Source organism: Pseudoalteromonas sp. 2CM32C (assembly GCF_023161925.1).
In the GTDB taxonomy this organism is placed as follows: Bacteria; Pseudomonadota; Gammaproteobacteria; order Enterobacterales; family Alteromonadaceae; genus Pseudoalteromonas; species Pseudoalteromonas marina.
Map to the genome: position 1 here is coordinate 113701 of NZ_JALNTI010000008.1, position 18984 is coordinate 132684.

14 protein-coding genes are annotated in these 18984 nt (G+C 39.2%); 11 read left to right on the top strand and 3 right to left on the bottom strand.

The genetic code is table 11. From position 1 onward, the window contains the following. The first annotated feature begins 83 nt into the window (after positions 1-83). The 8 genes from pgi (at position 84) to MTF67_RS14830 (ending at position 11166) form a co-directional block, all read left to right on the top strand. Positions 84-1730, top strand: a complete 1647-nt coding sequence (pgi, locus tag MTF67_RS14795; RefSeq protein ID WP_248519944.1) for a glucose-6-phosphate isomerase — start codon at positions 84-86, stop codon at positions 1728-1730. A 268-nt stretch (positions 1731-1998) separates the two neighbouring features. Continuing rightward, positions 1999-3471 (top strand): glucose-6-phosphate dehydrogenase, encoded by a 1473-nt coding sequence (gene zwf, locus MTF67_RS14800; RefSeq protein WP_248519945.1) that lies wholly within the window; start codon positions 1999-2001, stop codon positions 3469-3471. 2 nt (positions 3472-3473) lie between these two features. After that, complete coding sequence (pgl, locus tag MTF67_RS14805) at positions 3474-4184, top strand: 6-phosphogluconolactonase (RefSeq protein WP_248519946.1); 711 nt, start codon at positions 3474-3476, stop codon at positions 4182-4184. A gap of 344 nt (positions 4185-4528) precedes the next feature. Then, the gene (locus MTF67_RS14810; RefSeq protein ID WP_006792343.1) at positions 4529-5233 is read left to right on the top strand and encodes a SapC family protein; all 705 of its coding nucleotides are present in this window, start codon (positions 4529-4531) and stop codon (positions 5231-5233) included. A 125-nt stretch (positions 5234-5358) separates the two neighbouring features. Continuing rightward, positions 5359-6393, top strand: a complete 1035-nt coding sequence (locus tag MTF67_RS14815) for an isoaspartyl peptidase/L-asparaginase (RefSeq protein ID WP_248519947.1) — start codon at positions 5359-5361, stop codon at positions 6391-6393. 124 nt (positions 6394-6517) lie between these two features. Beyond that, complete coding sequence (gene hrpA, locus MTF67_RS14820) at positions 6518-10405, top strand: ATP-dependent RNA helicase HrpA (RefSeq protein ID WP_248519948.1); 3888 nt, start codon at positions 6518-6520, stop codon at positions 10403-10405. A 75-nt stretch (positions 10406-10480) separates the two neighbouring features. Then, positions 10481-10861, top strand: coding sequence for a response regulator (locus MTF67_RS14825; RefSeq protein WP_008129771.1), 381 nt, complete (start codon positions 10481-10483; stop codon positions 10859-10861). Between the two features lie 8 nt (positions 10862-10869). After that, on the top strand, positions 10870-11166 hold the full coding sequence (locus MTF67_RS14830) for a PilZ domain-containing protein (RefSeq protein ID WP_006792347.1): 297 nt from the start codon (positions 10870-10872) through the stop codon (positions 11164-11166). A gap of 15 nt (positions 11167-11181) precedes the next feature. Here MTF67_RS14830 and MTF67_RS14835 read toward each other — a convergent pair whose 3' ends face one another. Further along, on the bottom strand, positions 11182-12372 hold the full coding sequence (locus MTF67_RS14835) for a class I SAM-dependent methyltransferase (protein ID WP_248519949.1): 1191 nt from the start codon (positions 12370-12372) through the stop codon (positions 11182-11184). Between the two features lie 139 nt (positions 12373-12511). Between MTF67_RS14835 and MTF67_RS14840 the strand changes: the two genes are divergently transcribed. Then, the gene (locus tag MTF67_RS14840; protein ID WP_033019123.1) at positions 12512-13168 is read left to right on the top strand and encodes an HD domain-containing protein; all 657 of its coding nucleotides are present in this window, start codon (positions 12512-12514) and stop codon (positions 13166-13168) included. Position 13169: 1 nt separating this feature from the next. Then, positions 13170-13610: a VOC family protein gene (locus MTF67_RS14845; RefSeq protein ID WP_248519950.1), complete on the top strand. Its 441-nt coding sequence runs from the start codon at positions 13170-13172 to the stop codon at positions 13608-13610. Here MTF67_RS14845 and MTF67_RS14850 read toward each other — a convergent pair. Next, positions 13607-14599, bottom strand: a complete 993-nt coding sequence (locus tag MTF67_RS14850) for a two-component system response regulator (RefSeq protein WP_248519951.1) — start codon at positions 14597-14599, stop codon at positions 13607-13609. The genes MTF67_RS14845 and MTF67_RS14850 overlap by 4 nt on opposite strands. Before the next feature lie 8 nt (positions 14600-14607). Next, on the bottom strand, positions 14608-17931 hold the full coding sequence (locus MTF67_RS14855; RefSeq protein ID WP_248519952.1) for an MHYT domain-containing protein: 3324 nt from the start codon (positions 17929-17931) through the stop codon (positions 14608-14610). Between the two features lie 276 nt (positions 17932-18207). On the opposite strand from MTF67_RS14855, the gene MTF67_RS14860 reads away from it, so the two are divergent. Beyond that, positions 18208-18894 carry a SprT family zinc-dependent metalloprotease gene (locus tag MTF67_RS14860; protein ID WP_248519953.1) on the top strand — a complete coding sequence of 229 codons (687 nt, stop codon included), beginning with the start codon at positions 18208-18210 and terminating at the stop codon, positions 18892-18894. Positions 18895-18984: the final 90 nt, after the last annotated feature.

An 18984-nucleotide genomic window follows, 5' to 3' on the forward strand; every position in this document is an offset into this window, starting at 1 on the left:
GTGTGTTTAGCGCGGATTAAAGACTTTTACATTATAAAAAGAAACTATAAATCAACCGGTTAAAATTTTTAGAGGATATTTAAATGTCGAACCGAACGCAATTAGCAAGTTGGCAAGCCCTTGAACAAAGTGCTGCTAAGATGAAACAAACACATCTTAAAACGTTATTTGCACAAGACGGTACCCGCTTTTCTAAGTTTTCAACTCAGATCCCAGGTGTATTATTCGACTACTCTAAACAATTAATTGATAACGATGTCTTTGCTAATTTAGTGTCGCTTGCTAAAGAGTGCGATATTGCCTCTTGGCGAGACAAAATGTTTAGCGGTGAGAAAATCAACATCACCGAAGAGCGCTCTGTACTGCATACTGCATTACGTAATCGTGCACATACTCCATTAATTGTTGATGGAGAAAATGTAACACAAGCGGTTGATAATGAACTTGCCAAAATTAAAGTATTTGTTGAAAGAGTGCGAAGCGGCCAATGGCTTGGTTATACGGGCAAAGCGGTGAAAGACGTTGTTAGCATTGGAGTAGGCGGGTCGAACCTAGGTCCTCAAATGGCAACTGAGGCGTTAAAAGCACTCGCAGACAACACGTTAAATGTGCATTACGTGTCAAATGCTGATGGTGTACAAATTGCTTCTGTACTTAAAAATATTGATCCTGAAACAACACTATTTGTTATCTCGTCAAAAACATTTACTACATCAGAAACCATGACGAACGCTAAAACAGCGGTAGATTGGTTTTTAGAAACAACAAAAGATGAAAGCACAATTGCTAAACATTTTGTTGCAGTAAGTACAAATTTAGAAAAAACAGCTGCCTTTGGTATTGCTGATGAAAACGTATTCACTATGTGGGATTGGGTAGGTGGTCGCTTTTCATTATGGAGTGCGATAGGCTTACCGATTGCGCTGTATTTAGGTTATGACGCATTTGAAGAAATACTAACAGGTGCTTTTGAAGTTGATGAACACTTTAAAAATGCGCCGCTTGAGCAGAATATTCCTTTAATAATGGCTTTGTTAAGTGTTTGGAATACCAGCTTTTTAGGGTATACGTCGCAAGCAATTTTACCTTACGACCAATCTCTTCACATGTTACCTGCGTATTTACAACAAGGTGAAATGGAAAGTAACGGTAAGCATGTTAACTTTGCAGGCAAAGTAGTACCGTACACCACGGTACCAATCATTTGGGGTATGACTGGTATTAACGGTCAGCACGCGTTTTATCAATGCCTGCACCAAGGCAACGTGATTGTGCCAGCAGATTTTATTGCATCTGTTAAACCACAAATTAATGTTGATAAGCATCATGACATTTTATTATCAAACTTTTTTGCTCAAACAGAAGCAATGATGAGTGGCGTTGATGCAGAACAAGTTACAGCCGACTTAACAGCTAAAGGTAAATCGCAGGCGCAGATTGATGAACTACTAAATCACAAAATTCATCAAGGAAACCGTCCAACAACATCAATGTTGCTAGACACTGTTGATGCTAAAACGGTAGGGCGTTTAATTGCGTTATACGAACACAAAATCTTTTGCCAAGGCATAATTTTAGACATTTGTTCATTTGATCAATGGGGTGTTGAACTGGGTAAAGGCTTGGCATCTAAAATTGAAACTGAGCTGACAGATGATAGTGTAAATCACGATCACGATAGCTCTACAAGTGGACTGATGGCGTACTATAAGCAACACCGTACGCAGTAACAATTTAACCTACTTAAAAGTAGGTAAACCGAGTACCTTTGAACGGGTAGCGCTGGAGTGCTTAGGGTCTGTATTTTTGTGAGAGGAGATACAGAATCCTAAGGCTCATTTAATAAAGCGTAGATGATAAAAAAATAATAATACGTCATCAATTAAGAACAATTCAGCAGGCTTTTTAACACTTTGTAAAAGCTATCATAATTCAAGTTATAAACAGGCATACCCGCGAACTTATTTAGGACGGGGTATCACAACGTAGAGAGTAACTATGCTTAATCCTTTTGATATCATAATTTTTGGGGGCGGTGGTGATCTTGCGTTACGCAAATTACTACCTGCAATGTACAGAGCATATCAAGAAGGGAACTTACCTGAAGGCTCACGCATCCTGCCAACAGTTCGTGAAGAAAGCAAACGTGCCGAATACATTGAAACAGCGCACAAAGCACTGCAAGAGTTTTTAAGTAAAGGTGAATTTAACGCCAAAGATTGGAAAGCATTTTCTACTTATTTAGTGCCAGTGGTGAGTAATGTTACTGAAGCTGACGATAACTGGGATGTACTCAAAGAGATCTTAGATGAGCACGATAGCACTAAATCTCGCGTGTTTTACTTATCTTTACCACCAGCCGTTTATGGCAAGTGTTGTGAAATTCTTTCTACAAAAGATTTGATTACGCCAACATCGCGTGTAGTAGTAGAAAAACCAATCGGTTACTGTGGTGAATCTGCAGAAGCAATAAACGCTAAAATTGCTGAATTTTTTGAAGAAGACCAAATTTTCCGTATAGACCATTACTTAGGTAAAGAAACAGTACAAAACCTAATGGCACTGCGTTTTTCAAATTCATTATTTGAAAACATGTGGGATGCTAAATCGATTGATAATATTCAAATTAGTCTTTCTGAAACCGTAGGCCTTGAGAGCAGAGCTGGGTTTTACGACAAAGCCGGTGCACTTCGTGATATGGTTCAAAATCACTTATTACAGCTTTTGTGCCTTGTTGCAATGGAAGCACCTAATAAGCTTAATGCTAATAGTATTCGTAACGAAAAACTAAAAGTACTCGAAGCGCTTCGTCCACTTATTGATTCAGATGTTGATAGCAACATAGTACGCGGCCAATATGTACCGGGCGATTTAAACGGAAAAATAGTTCCTGGCTACCTAGAAGAGCTAAACGAAGGCGCTAGTAAAACAGAAACCTTTGTTGCTATTCGTGCACACATTGATAATTGGCGCTGGGCTGGCGTACCATTTTACCTTCGTACAGGTAAACGCATGGCAAAACGTTGTGCTGAAATAGTGGTTGAGTACAAAAAAGTATCGCACAATATTTATGAAGAAAATGTTGGCAACATTGAACCAAACCGCTTAGTTATTCGCCTTCAGCCAGAAGAAACGATTCAGCTAACGCTTATGTCAAAGCGTTTGGATAACCTTGAAATGCAATTAGAGCCGGTAACGATGAACATTGAGTTATCACAAGCTTACAGCAATGGTTTCCATTCTGATGCATATAAACGTTTAATGCTTGATGCGGCTGCAAATAACCCATCGTTGTTTATTCACCGTGATGAGGTTCGTCAAGCATGGAAATGGATTGACCCGATTGTTGAGCGTTGGCAAGAAAAAGGTAAGCCTGCACTTTACCGCGCCGGTACGTGGGGGCCTGATGATGCCGATGAACTATTAGCAGAAAACAACCATGTGTGGTTTAACACAGGTGATAAGGCATAATTATGGCGACTTTAGTTGAAAAATTTTTTGATGACAAAGATGCTCTCACAAAAGAGTTATCGGCAACCTTAGAGCAATCATTAATAGATGGTATTAAAGATGATGGCCGCGCGGTACTAATGGTATCAGGCGGGTCATCACCCGCTGCAGCATATAAGCATTTATCAACCCTTGATTTAGATTGGCAGAACGTTGACGTAGCCATGGTTGATGAGCGCTGGGTTGAGCCAAATCACGAGAAAAGTAATGAAGCTTTTATTAAAAGTACGTTGTTGCAAAATTTTGGCAATGCAGCCAACTTTATAACAATGAAAAACGATGCTTCTACTGCACAACAAGGTGCTGAAAAATGTGAAGCCGCGTATAGTGCACTGAAAACGCCTTATGATGTAACTATTTTAGGTATGGGTCCTGATGGTCACACTGCATCTTTGTTTCCACACGCAGATGGATTAGAAAATGGTTTAACCACCACTCAAACGGTTTGTGCGATTAACGCAATACAAAGCGACGTGACGGGGAGTATTACCGAGCGTATGACGCTTACTTTGCATGCAATAGCAAATTCTAAAGTGGTAAAACTACTTATTAGCGGTGAAGAAAAACTCGCTGTTTATAAGCAAGCTAAGGCAGGGGGCGATGTTAACGATATGCCTCTGCGTGCTGTGCTAAACCATCCTGATATAAATATTGAAGTGTATTGGGCTCCATAATTTAATCAAATTTGCAGTACTCACTCAATTTTATAAAGGCGGCTAAATTAGCTGCCTTTTTGTTTGTTTAAATATTCCCCAATATGAGTAAGTTTATAGGTGAATATCTGTTAACTATTGTAAATGGGTTGCTTAGTTTTGTATGCTAAATAGCCGCGCAACGCTTTATTTTTAAGCGTATTTTAAAATTATTACGTGTATGTTTTTTGGCAACGTGCAGATTTATTTAAATTTTATTTTTAGATGGCTTATGTCATAAAACTTTCCCTTCCTTTTTCGCCTCAAAAGCATTAGCCTTAGTGCATTAACAATGAAACTTATAAAATTAAAAACGGAGCAGTAACATGGCGGAGCAACAAGTACAGCCTTTACACAATGAAAAACATGCCAACATTAAAATTCAAAACGGCATCAATGTAGAATTTATGAAAACTCAACATTTAGTGCCTGTAGTAGCACATGAGTTTGCGCGTGTAGCAAATGAGTTTCCTATGTCGTTTGTTAAAAATAACGAAGCAGGTACTTTCCAAGCAGTTGCAATGTTTGGCCTAGAGCCAGGCGAAAACTTATTTGTTGAAGGCGACAAATGGACAGCTTCTTTTGCACCAATGGCGTCTACACGTTACCCACTAGGTTTAGTTAAACACCCAGAGCAAGACCAATTTGGTATTGTTATTGATGAAGCAAGCCCACTTGTAAGCGAAACAGACGGTAATGCTTTATTTGAAAACGGTGAAGAAACAGATTACCTAAAACGTCGCAAAGAGTCGCTAGTGTCTTTTATTGAGTTTTCTCAAGTAACAGATGCGTTCACTAAATTCCTTGCTGATAAAGAGCTACTAATAGCACAAACGTTAACAGTAGACATCAAAGGCGAGAAAAAAGACATCAACGGTATTTATCTTATCGACGAGAAAAAACTAAATGAGCTAAGCGATGCAGACTTCTTAGAGCTTCGTAAGCGCGGCTATTTAGCACCAATTTACTCTTTCTTAACGTCTACTCACCAAGTAGCACGTTTAGCGCGTTTAAAAGCCAAACAAGCTTAATTTAAACACGTTAACTATAAAAAGCGCCTCAAGGCGCTTTTTTTATGCCTTTAAACTTACTTTAGTTGAAATTTACGTTTTAACCGTTCACATTGGTTTTAATACTTTTTTGATAAGGGCCAGTCATGAAAAAAATAATCTTATTATCTATTTTAGCCAGTGCGTGCATAGGGTTTAGTCACAGTGCACTAAGTGAAGAATCTCCGCTTGCAATTGCCATTCATGGTGGCGCAGGAACAATAGATAAAGCAAAATTTTTCCCTGAGCAAGAAAAAGCCTACCGTGCTAAATTATCCGAAGCTGTTGAAGCAGGTTACAGCGTACTTGAAAAAGGCGGGGAAAGCTTAGATGCGGTGACTGCTGCAATTACAGTATTAGAACAGTCTGAGTTTTTTAATGCAGGGCGCGGTGCAGTATATACATACGACGGTGGGCATGAACTCGACGCATCAATTATGGACGGGCGTAACCGCCAAGCTGGGGCTGTTGCAGGTGTAAAACATGTAGAGAGCCCAATTAAACTTGCTCGTTTAGTTATGGATAACTCAGTGCACGTTATGCTCAGTGGACAAGGTGCTGAGGAATTTGCAAAAGAGCAAGGTATTGAACTTATCGAAAATAATATTTTTGATACTAAACATCGTTACGATGCTCTGCTTAAAGCAAAAGATAAGCTCGATAAAGCCAAAGCAACAACTAAGTCATATCAAGCCGCACACAATGCGCTCCCTAATAACTTTAAAATGGGCACTGTTGGCGCTGTTGCTCTTGATAAAAATGGTAATTTAGCTGCAGGCACATCAACCGGTGGAATGACGGCAAAGCGCTACGGCCGTGTTGGAGATGCTCCTGTTATAGGTGCTGGTACGTTTGCTGAGAATGAGTCATGTGCGGTATCGGCAACCGGCCATGGTGAATATTTTATTCGCTACAATGTGGCAAGTGATATTTGCGCTCGTGTTAAATACCAAGGCATTACAATCTCCCAAGCCGGTGATGAAGTAATAAACAAGGTATTAAAGCCAATAGGTGGTACAGGCGGTGTTATTATTCTCGACACACAAGGCAATATTAGCTTACCGTTTAACACGTCGGGAATGTATCGCGCGAGTAAATCGAATACGCGAGCAACTTATGTAGGCATTTTTAAAGGCGAATAGGAATACAGACTGATACATGTGATTAAATGTCAAACAACTGAGTGTTTAATGATTTGTAGGATTAACCCGAGCCGTTAACTTTGATACAATTATGGCTCTTTTACATATTTTATAAGGTATGCGGGTGGTTAACCTAGGTCAGTTGTTTGGCGAGCTAAAAACGTGCTTAAAAAAAGATCAATTCATATTCAAAAAACGCCTTCATGGTGTTAAAAAAATAGCCGACGAAACTAAACAAGCCAATGCGCTTGAAAAAATAGCCGCAGATATAACCCGCAGCCAACAATCAAAAGAAAAACGATTAGCTAACTTGCCACAGGTAACATACCCTGAGCAACTGCCTGTAAGTCAAAAAAAACAAGCCATTAAAGACGCAATAGCAAATAATCAAGTTGTTATAATTGCCGGTGAAACGGGCTCGGGGAAAACGACGCAAATACCTAAAATGTGTTTAGAGCTTGGCCGCGGAGTTGATGGTTTTATTGGCCATACACAACCACGTAGGTTAGCCGCACGCACTGTTGCAAACCGTATTGCTGATGAGATGAAGTGTGAACTTGGCCAACAAGTGGGATTTAAAATCCGCTTTAGCGATCAGGTTTCTAACAGCACATACATCAAACTGATGACAGACGGTATTTTACTGGCCGAAATTCAGCAAGATCGCTTTTTAAATCAATACGACACCATAATTATTGATGAAGCCCACGAGCGTAGTTTAAACATTGACTTTATTTTAGGGTACTTAAAAAACTTACTGCCAAAGCGTCCAGACTTAAAAGTTATTATTACCTCAGCAACTATTGATCCTGAGCGTTTTTCTAAGCATTTTAATCATGCACCTATCATTGAGGTATCAGGTCGTACTTTCCCTGTTGATGTTCGTTACAACCCAATTAGCGATATTAAAAAAGAGGGTATGGAAGCCGAAGGCGACCAGTTACAAGGTATTTTTGATGCCGTTGATGAGCTATGTGCAGAAGGCCCCGGCGACATACTCATATTTTTAAATGGTGAACGTGAAATTCGCGACACTGCAGATGCGTTGAGTAAGCGAAATTTAAAACACACTGATGTACTCCCACTGTATTCGCGTTTATCAAATGCAGAGCAAAACCGAATATTTGCACCGCATTCGCGCCGCCATATTATTTTATCGACTAACGTGGCTGAAACGTCATTGACCGTACCGGGTATTCGCTATGTTATAGATCCAGGTACTGCGCGCATAAGTCGCTACAGCTACCGTACAAAAGTTCAGCGTTTACCAATCGAGCCTATTTCACAAGCAAGCGCTAATCAGCGTATGGGCCGTTGTGGGCGTGTTGAAGCGGGTATTTGTATTCGCCTGTATTCTGAGGATGACTTTTTATCTCGCCCTGAGTTTACTGACCCGGAAATTCTACGTACAAACTTAGCCTCTGTTATTTTACAAATGCTTGCTCTGGGCTTGGGTGACATGGCGCAATTTCCATTTGTGCAAGCGCCAGATAGCAGAAATATCAATGATGGTTTGACTCTGCTTGAGGAGTTACAAGCAGTAAAGTCGTCTAAACGAGATAATAGAACTGCGTTAACGCAATCGGGTAGGGAGCTGAGCCGATTACCCGTTGATCCGCGTTTGGCTAAAATGGTGTTAACAGCGCATAAGTTAGGTGCACTTCGTGAAGTTATCATCATTGTGGCTGCTTTATCTATCCAAGACCCACGTGAACGACCTCAAGAAAAACGTGCAGCAGCGAATGAAAAACACGGCCGCTTTGATGATCCTGATTCAGACTTTATTGCCTTTTTAAATTTGTGGAATTACCTAGAAGAGCAACAAAGCGAGCTGACAAACAGTCAGTTTAGAAAATTATGCCAAAAAGACTTCCTAGCCTATATGCGCCTGCGTGAATGGCAAGATATTGTGTATCAAATAAGTACTGTGTGTAACGAAATGGGCATGAAGGCAACAAGTGATGTTGCTGATAGTGAAGCCGTACACAAAGCCTTACTAAGCGGTATGCTTAGCCATATTGGTTTTAAGGACGAAAAACAAGCTTACAAAGGTGCGCGTAATAGTCAGTTTCATATTTTTCCGGGGTCAGGTTTATTTAAAAAAGCGCCTAAATGGATTATGTCAGCAGAGCTTGTTGAAACGAGTAAATTGTATGCGCGCACTAATGCAAAAATCGATATCAGTTGGGTTGAACCTTTAGCCCAACATTTGGTAAAACGCAGCTACTCTGAGCCCCACTGGGAGAAAAAACCTGGAGCTGTTATTGCCTTTGAGCAACAAACTTTATATGGGTTGTTAGTTGTTAATAAGCGCCGCTGTGTGTATAGCAATATAGACCCTAAAGTTAGTCGTGAGCTGTTTGTACGCACCGCACTGGTTGAACAAGAGCTTGGTTTAAACGAACGTTTTTTACAGTTTAACCGTGAGCTAATAGAAGACATACAAGTTCTTGAAAATAAGTCGCGCCGCCGTGATATTTTAGTTGATGAGCAAACCTTATTTGAGTTTTACGATAAAAAAATACCAAAAGAAATTAACAATCGAGCCGCTTTTTTAAAGTGGTATAAAACTCAAAAACAACAAAATAAACACTATCTACATATGACTCGCGATGAGTTAATGCGCCATGGTGCAAACAGTATTACAGAGTTTGATTACCCAGATACATGGCAGCAAGATAATTTAATATTACCGCTTACGTATCACTTTGATCCAGGTCAAGCGGTTGATGGTGTTGCGGTGCAAATACCCGTTGCCTTATTAAATCAAGTGCAAGAAACCGGTTTTGATTGGCATATCCCTGCGTTTAGGCACGAACTTATTAGTGGCTTGATTAAATCGCTACCAAAATCACTTCGACGTAACTTTGTGCCCGCTCCTAATTATGCCGATGCTGTTATTGCGGCGGTAGAGCCGATGCAAGGCACGTTGCTTGACGCACTTACCACACGCTTGTTGAGAATGACCGGTGTGCGCGTTGACCCTGAAGCGTGGGATTTAACATCACTTGCTTCTCATTTACGCTTACATTTTGAAGTACGCGATGAGCACAATAAACTACTTGCTCGCGGTCTAGACCTTGCGAAGCTCAAAGCAGAGCTTCAAGGAGAGGTAACTGAAACACTTTCTAAAGTTGCGGATGACGGTATTGAAAAAGCAGACTTAACACAATGGGACTTTGGTGAATTACCTAAGTCTTACGTTAAAAAGCAAGGCCAGTACGAAATAAAAGCGTATCCAGCGCTGGTGGATAAAAAATCAAGTGCTGCGGTTGAGCTATTTGATAACGAAATAAAGGCACAGATTGCACACCAGCAAGGCCTTCGCCGATTGGTATTATTAAATGTGCCTTCACCTATTAAATATTTACAGCAAAATCTGCCTAATAAGGCTAAGTTGGGATTGTACTTTAATCCTTTTGGAAAAATAGCCGATTTAATTAATGATTGTATTGCCGCGGGTGTTGATAGCTTATTACTCAAATATGGCGATATTAGAACGAGCAGTGAGTTTGAAAGTGTAAAAGAAGAAATACGTGGCGAGCTAGGTGACGCTGTAGTCGATATAGCTATTCACGTTGAACAAGTTCTTAGCATTGCGCATGCGCTACATAAAAAAATGAAAGGGCGGGTTGATTTGACCATGATCACTGCGCATGGCGATATTAAGTCTCAGCTTGAGTCGTTAATTTTTAAAGGGTTTGTTAGTCAACATGGTGCGACTAAGCTGACTGATTTAATTCGTTATTTGAAAGCGATTCAAAAGCGATTAGAAAAGCTCCCTGTTGACCCAAACAGAGACAGAGTGTGTGTACTTGAGCTTGATAAAGTGGCAGCTGAGTATAAAAAGCTGACTAATAAAATACCCAAAGGTATGCCAATACCCAGCGAGATAGAAGCTATATTTTGGATGCAACAAGAGCTAAGAGTTTCATTATTTGCACAAACGCTAGGAACGCCTTACCCTATTTCGTCTAAACGAATTTTAAATGCTATAAAAGAAGTTGAATAATGCTTGCATTTATCAAGAAGGTTAGTACCTTAAAGGTAGGATTTATTTTTGTTTTGAGAAGGAAACGACATAAGCATGTCCTCGGTGATTGAACCTAAAACAAAACGACTATTAGTTGTAGATGATGAGTATTTTAATTACGAAATGCTTAAACCTGCACTAGAGTCTAAATTTGACGTTAGCTATGCTGACTCTGGTCAGAACTGTCTTGCGTCTGCAATTGCCAATCCTCCTGACATTATTTTACTCGATGTATGTATGCCAGGCCTTGATGGCTACGATACGTGCAGAATGCTAAAACATACGCCAGAAACTAAAAACATTCCTGTGGTTATGGTGTCAGGCCTTGAGTCTGAGCTTGAGAAGAAAACAGGGTTTGACGCCGGTTGTGATGCTTATGTAGTCAAACCGTTTGCCATAAGTGCACTGTTAGAGCAAATAAACACAATAGTTTAGAGGGAATTATGTTCACAGAAGATAAACGAAACTATAGACGCATGCAGGTAAACGCTACTGCAATGCTTACAACTATTGAGCCGGTTGCAGGCTTAACTTACACTGCTGAATGTGTAGATTTAAGTGCAACGGGATTGTCGCTGCATTTAGATGATTTATTAGAACCAAATACACTTTTGTCTGTTGATATTGCATCAACCCATCCAAGTATTGCCCCTTTAAAAGCGACCGCTAAGGTAATACGTGCCAGCAAAGAAGATGATGGCACGATTACGGCAGGGCTTGAGATAATAGAGTTTAATTAACCAATTAAATGTTAATTAATAAACTTTACAGATAAGCCCTTTTAAGTAAAAGCCTTCAGGGTAGCTGCCCGCAATTGGGTGGTCAGCTGCTTGGTTTAAACGCTCCATTATTAACAAGTCTTTACCCGCGTCTAGTGCTGCGTCTGCTACTACTTTCTGAAATAAGTTTTGTTCCATTAAGCCAGAGCAAGAGAATGTTAATAGTGTGCCGCCTGGCTTTAATATTTGCATAGCTATCATATTGATATCTTTATAGCCCCTGCATGCACCTGTTAGCTGCGCCTTGTTGTCGGCAAATTTAGGTGGGTCCATAACAATGGTGTCGAACTGTTTACCTTCGTCTCTGTACTGGCGTAAAAGTTTAAAAACATCTTGCTTAACAAAATCGACTTTATTTAAATCTAAATTATTATGCTCAACATTACGTTTAGCGGTATCGAGTGCTGGTTGTGATACGTCAACGTTGGTAACATGTGTACAGCCACCACGAAGCGCATAAAGTGAGAATGTCCCTGTGTAGCTAAAGCAGTTAAGCACTGTTTTATCTTTTGAAAAACGCTCAAGTGCTGCACGGCTATCGCGTTGATCTAGGTAAAACCCGGTTTTATGACCTTCTAAAATATCTACCTCAAGCTTTAAACCATTTTCTTCAATAAGCACTGGCTGCGTTGGCTCCGAGCCCCAAAGTACCCCTTTAATTGGCTCTAACCCTTCTTTTGTTCGTACGTCTACGTCTGAACGTTCGTAAATGCTGCTGCCTGGAAATATAGCCATCAGTGCGCCTACAATTTCACCTTTGTGGCGCTCTGCACCTGCGCTTAGTAGTTGGCATACAAGTACATTATCAAACTTATCGATTGTAACACCCGGTAAGTAATCAGACTCAGCGGCACATAATCGGTAACCAGTTAATCCGCCTTCTTCAATTACTTGGCTACGAGCTTCAAGTGCTCGGCGTAAGCGTCTCTCAAAAAAGTGTTGATCTATAATTTCTTTTTCGTCAAAACTCCAAACACGCGCTCGAATCTGAGAATGCGGGCTATAGGCTGCTGTTGCTAAATACTTACCTTCACTGTCGTAAATAGTTACCGTGTCGCCCAGTCCCGGTTTACCTTTGATCTTTTTAATGGCTTTTGAAAATAACCATGGGTGTTTTCTTTTTAATGATTTATCGCGACCAGCTTGGAGATAAACGGCAGATGACATAAGGCTTCTCGGTTGTATTAAATAAGCGCTGTATTTTAGTCAAGGCAGGGACAACATACAATGAATGTTTTGCATGAAGCCTATAAAGCACGGTAAAGTATGACTAATTCAATATGTTAATAAATTTTTGGAAACTACCTTGGCAGAAACCACGTTATCTCCCGCATTAAAAATACTCTCTGGGCAATGTCGTGATTTTATTACATCGCTTAAACATGCTGATGTTGCTCATGATATTACCCATATAGAACGTGTGGTTAGAGTAGCAATACAACTTTGTGAAGCTGAAAATGCCAATATGGCAATTGTTTTGCCTGCAGCATGGTTACACGACTGTGTAGCAGTGGCTAAAAATCACCCTGACAGAGCCAAAGCATCGACTATGGCAGCCGATAAAGCGATTAGTTTTTTAAAAGGCTTAGGTTATGACGCAAACTTGTTTGAAGAAATTCACCATGCAATAGCAGCACATAGCTTTAGTGCTAACATTAAAATTAAAACACTTGAGGCGCAAATAGTACAAGATGCAGATAGAATGGATGCTCTTGGTGCCATTGGTGTTAGCCGTTGCATGAAAGTAGGGGGTTCTATAGGGCGTTTACTTTACAGCCCTGACGATCCTTTTTGTACAACTAGAGAGCCTGACGATAAAAAATTTACTTTAGATCATTTTTTTATAAAACTTTTAAATATTGCTAAGAGTATGAACACGCCATCAGCTAAAGCTGAAGCGCAAAGACGCACCCACTATATGCATGCATTTTTAGAGCAATTAAAGTCAGAGATTGGTGAGTAATATGAGCAACAAAACAAAGCCTATATTATCGGGGATTGATCACTGCCACATAAACGTAAATAACCTTTCGAATGCAGTGGCTTGGTATGAAAAAGTACTTGGCTTTAAAGTAGTTGAGGAGCTTGCGTTTTGGGACGAGACAGGCAAAGGGCCTTTAACACTCCAAGACCAAAATACCACAACACGCTTAGCATTGTTTGAAGGTCAAGTTCGCAGCAAAGGAATTGCGTTTGGTGCTACTGGAGAACAATTTATAGCGTGGCTTGCGCACTTCAAATCAATGGACATAAAAACAGTATTAGCCGACCACGGTGTTACGTTCTCAATATATTTTAAAGATGAAAGCGGTAATAGCCATGAAATAACATCTCATGATTATGAACATATTAAGATGTTTTACCCATCTGTTGAGCAGGGATCACACAGTGCTAAAAAGAGTTAACGTTCTTGATTGCTTTGCTTGATATTGAGTATTTCGTCTAGTTTATTAACTAATAAATCAATAATAGCTGGGTCAAAGTGGCTACCTGCTTGGTCTTTCATATGAGCAACTGCTTTTTCTACACTCCACGCGTCTTTATATGGGCGTTTAGATGTGAGTGCATCAAATACATCTGCAACAGCAACAATTCTACCTTCGATTGAAATTTCATCGCCTTTTAAACCGTAAGGGTAACCTGTTCCATCCCATTTTTCGTGATGCTCTATTGCCAATGTGTGCGCGAGTTGAAGCAATGGAGAAGATGAATTAGCTAAGATTTTTGCGCCAATTAAGGCATGCTCTTTCATGTGTTCAAATTCTTGCTCTGATAACTTTCCGGGCTTTAATAAAATTGCATCGGGAATGCCTATTTTTCCAACATCATGCATGGGCGCTGCCTGATGTAGAAGCTCTGCTTGATTTTCTGACATACCAATGCCTAACGCAAGAACTTTACTGTACTGGCTCATACGAACTATGTGCTCACCCGTATCGGTATCTTTATACTCTGCGGCACGCCCTAAGCGCTGAACTAAATCTATATGTGCTTGCTTTAATTGCTCTGCTTGTACCAAAGAAAGGTGTGTTTTAACACGCGCTCTTACAATAGCAGGGCTTATTGGCTTGGTTATGTAGTCGACCGCACCTAATTCAAACCCTTTATACTCATCGCTCTCGTCACCAAGTGCTGTGACAAAAATAATGGGGATGTGTGCTGTTTTTGGATTACGTTTAACGTGTTCACATACTTCAAACCCATTCATATCTGGCATCATTATGTCGAGTAAAATGAGTTTAGGTAATTCTTTTTCAAGCAACGTTAAGGCTGCTTCTCCTGATTTTGCAAAGGACAGTCGGTACTGATTGCCCAGTATTTCTCGCATAACCTTAAGGTTTGCAGGTTCATCATCAACAATTAAAACCCGAGGCCTGTGTGTAGCAAAAATCATTTATATACTCATATATCGTTTAGTTTGTTTATCAATGTGTCTAATTTGAGAATCGCATTTTCAAAATCAAATTCATCAAATGCATCAGCTATTGCGGCAATGTCATCTGAAAAGGGTTCACCTGAAAACGTTTGCAGGTTCGTCAATGCATTATCGTTTAATTCAGCGTTTTGTGCTGAGTCATAAAGTGCTTCACACAGCTGTGTTAATTCATCAATTGACACTACATTGTTTTTACTTTCAGGTTTATCAGCTTGATCACATTCTTTTGTCGTTAACAATTGAGAAATAACAGCCAGTTCAGCTTTTATTGATTGTAAAATATTATCAACGTCCTCGCCTTGTTTAATAGCTTGCTCTAGATTTGATAAAAGCCTCATTAGTGCAATAAGACCAAGGTTTCCAGCAATCCCTTTCAAGGTATGTATTAGACTATAGCTATTTTGAGTGTTTAGCTGAGGCTCGTTTAGAAGTGTGTCGAAGCGTTTGTCATTGTCTTTAATAAATTTAGTGATTTCAGTCAACTGTTTACACTTTGATCCCCATAACGCTAACCCTTTTTTAAAGTCGATGTGTTTTGCATTTGGATCTGTTTGTGCTATCTCAATTTCTTTCGAAACCCCCAAACCAAGTACTTGTGCAATCTCTTGATTTAATTGATTAATGTCAATTGGCTTGTTTGCAAACCCATTCATGCCTGCTTTTTTAGCTAATAGTTTATCTTGCTGTAAAACGCTGGCGGTTAAAGCAATAATAGGAATGTTTTTTAACTGTTGTTGTTTTTCTATCTCGCGTATTTTTATCGAAGCTTCAATACCGTCACATTCTGGCATGTGAATATCCATTAAAATGACATCAAAATCGTGTTGTTTGAAGGTGTCAATTGCCTCAAGACCATTACTCGCTTTTGTAACCGCATGATGATCCCTGGAAAGTAATAACGAGAGGAGCTCAGTATTTTGCTCTATGTCGTCAACGACCAAAATTCTTAGGGCAGGTAACTGTGTATGAAGGCCATCAAAATAGTCAATTTTTTCTTCATCACCCACTTTAAGAGGAAGCGAAAAATAAAAGCAGGTGCCTTTATTAACTTCACTGACTAAATTTATAGTTCCCCCCATCAGCTCAACAAGTTGTTTGCTGATAGTTGTTCCAAGCCCTGTACCACCAAAGCGACGGGTAGTCGTTCCGTCAGCTTGGACAAAAGGTTGAAAAATAGCGCTCACTCTATCCTTTTCAATCCCAATGCCGGTGTCTTGCACTTCAAAAAATAAATGCCCATTTTGTGTGGTGCTTACGGTAATGGTCACAGAGCCATGCTCTGTAAACTTAATCGCATTGCCAATGAGGTTAGTTAAAATCTGTCTTAACCTGTCTGGATCACCGTAATAGGTATTTTGCACTGATTCTTTAATAGTAAGATGAAGTATAAGGTCTTTCTTTTTTGCCTCTAACCAAAACGTTGAAATGATGCTGTCTATAACAGGTTTAAGGCTAAAGTGAACTGCTTCAATGGTCAGCTTACCTCGTTCTAATTTAGCTGAATCGAGTACCTCGTTAAGCAAGCGAAGAAGCGAACGGGCTGCATTATTAACGGTAACAAGGTGCTTTTGCTGCTCATTATTGAGTGGTGTATCCATGAGCAGATCGCTAAAGCCGATAATAGAGTTCATAGGGGTGCGTATTTCGTGGCTCATATTAGCCATAAACGACTGTTTTGCTTGTGCGGCTTCTTCAGCGATGAGTTTCGCTTTTTCGAGTTTCTCTTCATACTCTTTACGCTCGGTGATATCAACAAACACGCCATCTATCCACTGAGCTTCGCCTTTGTTATTAAAGTAAAAACTACCTTGGTCTAATAACCATAAAACTTTACCATTTCTATGGCGAATTCTATATTCGATAGAATATTGGCGCTTTTCTTTAACTGCTGAAGTTACTGCATCTATTACTGCCTGTTGGTCAGTTTTTAAAATAAGGTCGTTAAACTCTAAGCAATGCTCAGTAAATTCATCTGATTGATAACCTGTTAACTCTAAAATACTTGGGCTTATGAATAACATACTCCAATTATCATCTAGCCTACATCTAAATACAGCACCCGGCATATTGTTTATTAAAGAACGGTATTTTTGCTCTTTTTCAACAAGGCTGCGTTGTAATTCACGTTGTTCGGTTAAATCAGTGATATAACCAACATAAAGTGGGGTTTGTCCTGGCTGGTTAACTTCACCAATGCCTATTCTAATAGGAAAAAGATGGCCTTCTTTGTGTTTTGCAAAAATTTCACGGTTTACACCGAGCACCTTGTTTGAGTTAACATCTTTTGCATTAGAGAGGTATTCATCGTGATGCTTAGCGAGCTTTTCATCCATTAACATTTTTATATTTTTGTTTTTTACTTCATGTTCTTGCCAGCCAAAAATATGTGTGGCTGAGGCATTAAAACTTAAAATATGCCCTCTGTGATCAATCGTTACTATGGCATCGATGGCTGTTTCGAGTATGGCATTCAGGCGAGACTCATCGGCAGACTTTTCTTCTAGCAACATTTTATAACGAACCATTCCGTTAATAACCGCCACAACGCTTGTAATAGCAACCGTTGCTGTAGCAACAGCAATTGCGACAAATGTAAGACCGGCGGATGCGTTAATATCATCGAATAGCAGTGGCGAAGTTGCAACAAAACGGGTTGCTGCCATGCCCATATAGTGCATTCCTGCAACAGCAAGGCCCAAAATAATTGCGCTTATGGTGCGGCTTTGTAGAGGCGTTAATGTAGGGAAAAATTTATCTAAGTTAAATCGACTATAAAGAGCAATAAAAGAAAGTGCTATTGCAACAAATATTGATAAAACAAACATAAGTGGGTCGTAGCGCAATAAAGGAGCCAACTCCATAGCGGCCATGCCGCTATAATGCATTGTGCCAATGCCTGCGCCTAATAATACAGAACATAAACCAAGTACTTTGAAGCTCGCTTTATTGTTAATTAAAATAGAAATTGCAAATAGGCAAGCAAAAAAAGCAGGAAGAAAAGACAATATAGTTATTGTTGGGTCGTATTTAATATTTGTGCAGAGCGAGAAGGCCAGCATACCGATAAAGTGCATACTCCAAATCCCGGCTGAAAATATTGCTGCGGCAGTAAATTTTGCTAGGCGTTCATAATTATGAAATTTTGTTTCTTTGGCTAAATCAATCAATCGGGTTGTAAAAAAAGAAGCAAATATTGCTATTAAAACAGATATAGATACTAAAAGAGGGTCGTAAACGCCGTTAACTACTAGGCTAGGGTCGTGGTCTGTAATAAAAAATGCAGATAGCATATTGGCTCAAAAATTAGTCTTTAGGTAGCCAGTTTAATATATTCATCATATAAATAAATACTTAATTAACTAGAGCGGTATAAAAAATGAGTTTGTTTCAATTTTTTAACGTATAGTTTTCAAGTTATTATTTTTTATATTTATTTTATGCAAACTGATAGAAAAATATTTTGCTATCATATGAATGACACACATGATAACCAACATGGGGTTACATCAAATTAGCGCATAAATATTTGTAGTGAATACTTAAAATTAGGTCAATGAGAGAAAGCAGTGTTTGATTACCAACTAAAAAAAAGTAAACGAAGAAAAACAGTCGCTATAAAGGTTCATGATCAATCTGTCACTGTATATGCCCCCCATTATGTTGCCCAAAAACAAATCGATAGCTGGTTACTTGAAAAGCAACCCTGGATTGAAGCACAATTAAAAAAGCAGCTTAATGCAGTCGATATTAAGCAGTATCCCCTTATACATAATAAAATTAAGATATTTTCTGACTGGGTTAAATTAAGTTTTTTAGAAAGCTCATTATCTGATATTCAAGAGCACAATAATGTTTTGTTAGTAACACACTCCACTAGAGTAAAAAATTACAATGGTAAATACGAAAGTTTGATTAAACAGTATTTAGAAGAGAAGTTGGCGGCGTATATTGAAATGCGTATTAACTATTATTGTAAAATAATGAAAGAAGAATTGCCTCAAAAATTAAGTATTGCCATATATAAGCGCCGTTGGGGGAGTTGCAACAGCAGGCGAGAACTAACTTTTAATTTACACCTAATAGGGGCTCCTCATGCCGTGATTGATTATGTAATTGTGCATGAACTTGCTCATTTGCAGTATTTAAACCACAGTAAGGACTTTTGGGCAAGAGTAGAGGCATTTTTTCCTGATCATAAAATTGCATCAGATTGGCTAAAAACACAGGGAACAAGTTTACAGTGGGTGTTTTAAGCTAATTTGAATATAGAAATATAGAAATATAGAAATATAGAAATATAGAAATATAGAAATATAGAAATATAGAAATATAGAAATATAGAA

Bases quoted from the DNA above. Each gene is read 5' to 3' on its own strand.
- zwf (WP_248519945.1), top strand. From the start codon at position 1,999: ATGCTTAATCCTTTTGATATCATAATTTTTGGGGGCGGTGGTGATCTT.
- MTF67_RS14835 (WP_248519949.1), bottom strand. From the start codon at position 12,372: ATGTCATCTGCCGTTTATCTCCAAGCTGGTCGCGATAAATCATTAAAA.
- MTF67_RS14855 (WP_248519952.1), bottom strand. From the start codon at position 17,931: ATGCTATCTGCATTTTTTATTACAGACCACGACCCTAGCCTAGTAGTT.
- MTF67_RS14830 (WP_006792347.1), top strand. From the start codon at position 10,870: ATGTTCACAGAAGATAAACGAAACTATAGACGCATGCAGGTAAACGCT.
- pgi (WP_248519944.1), top strand. From the start codon at position 84: ATGTCGAACCGAACGCAATTAGCAAGTTGGCAAGCCCTTGAACAAAGT.
- pgl (WP_248519946.1), top strand. From the start codon at position 3,474: ATGGCGACTTTAGTTGAAAAATTTTTTGATGACAAAGATGCTCTCACA.
- MTF67_RS14850 (WP_248519951.1), bottom strand. From the start codon at position 14,599: ATGATTTTTGCTACACACAGGCCTCGGGTTTTAATTGTTGATGATGAA.
- MTF67_RS14845 (WP_248519950.1), top strand. From the start codon at position 13,170: ATGAGCAACAAAACAAAGCCTATATTATCGGGGATTGATCACTGCCAC.
- MTF67_RS14825 (WP_008129771.1), top strand. From the start codon at position 10,481: ATGTCCTCGGTGATTGAACCTAAAACAAAACGACTATTAGTTGTAGAT.
- MTF67_RS14815 (WP_248519947.1), top strand. From the start codon at position 5,359: ATGAAAAAAATAATCTTATTATCTATTTTAGCCAGTGCGTGCATAGGG.
- MTF67_RS14810 (WP_006792343.1), top strand. From the start codon at position 4,529: ATGGCGGAGCAACAAGTACAGCCTTTACACAATGAAAAACATGCCAAC.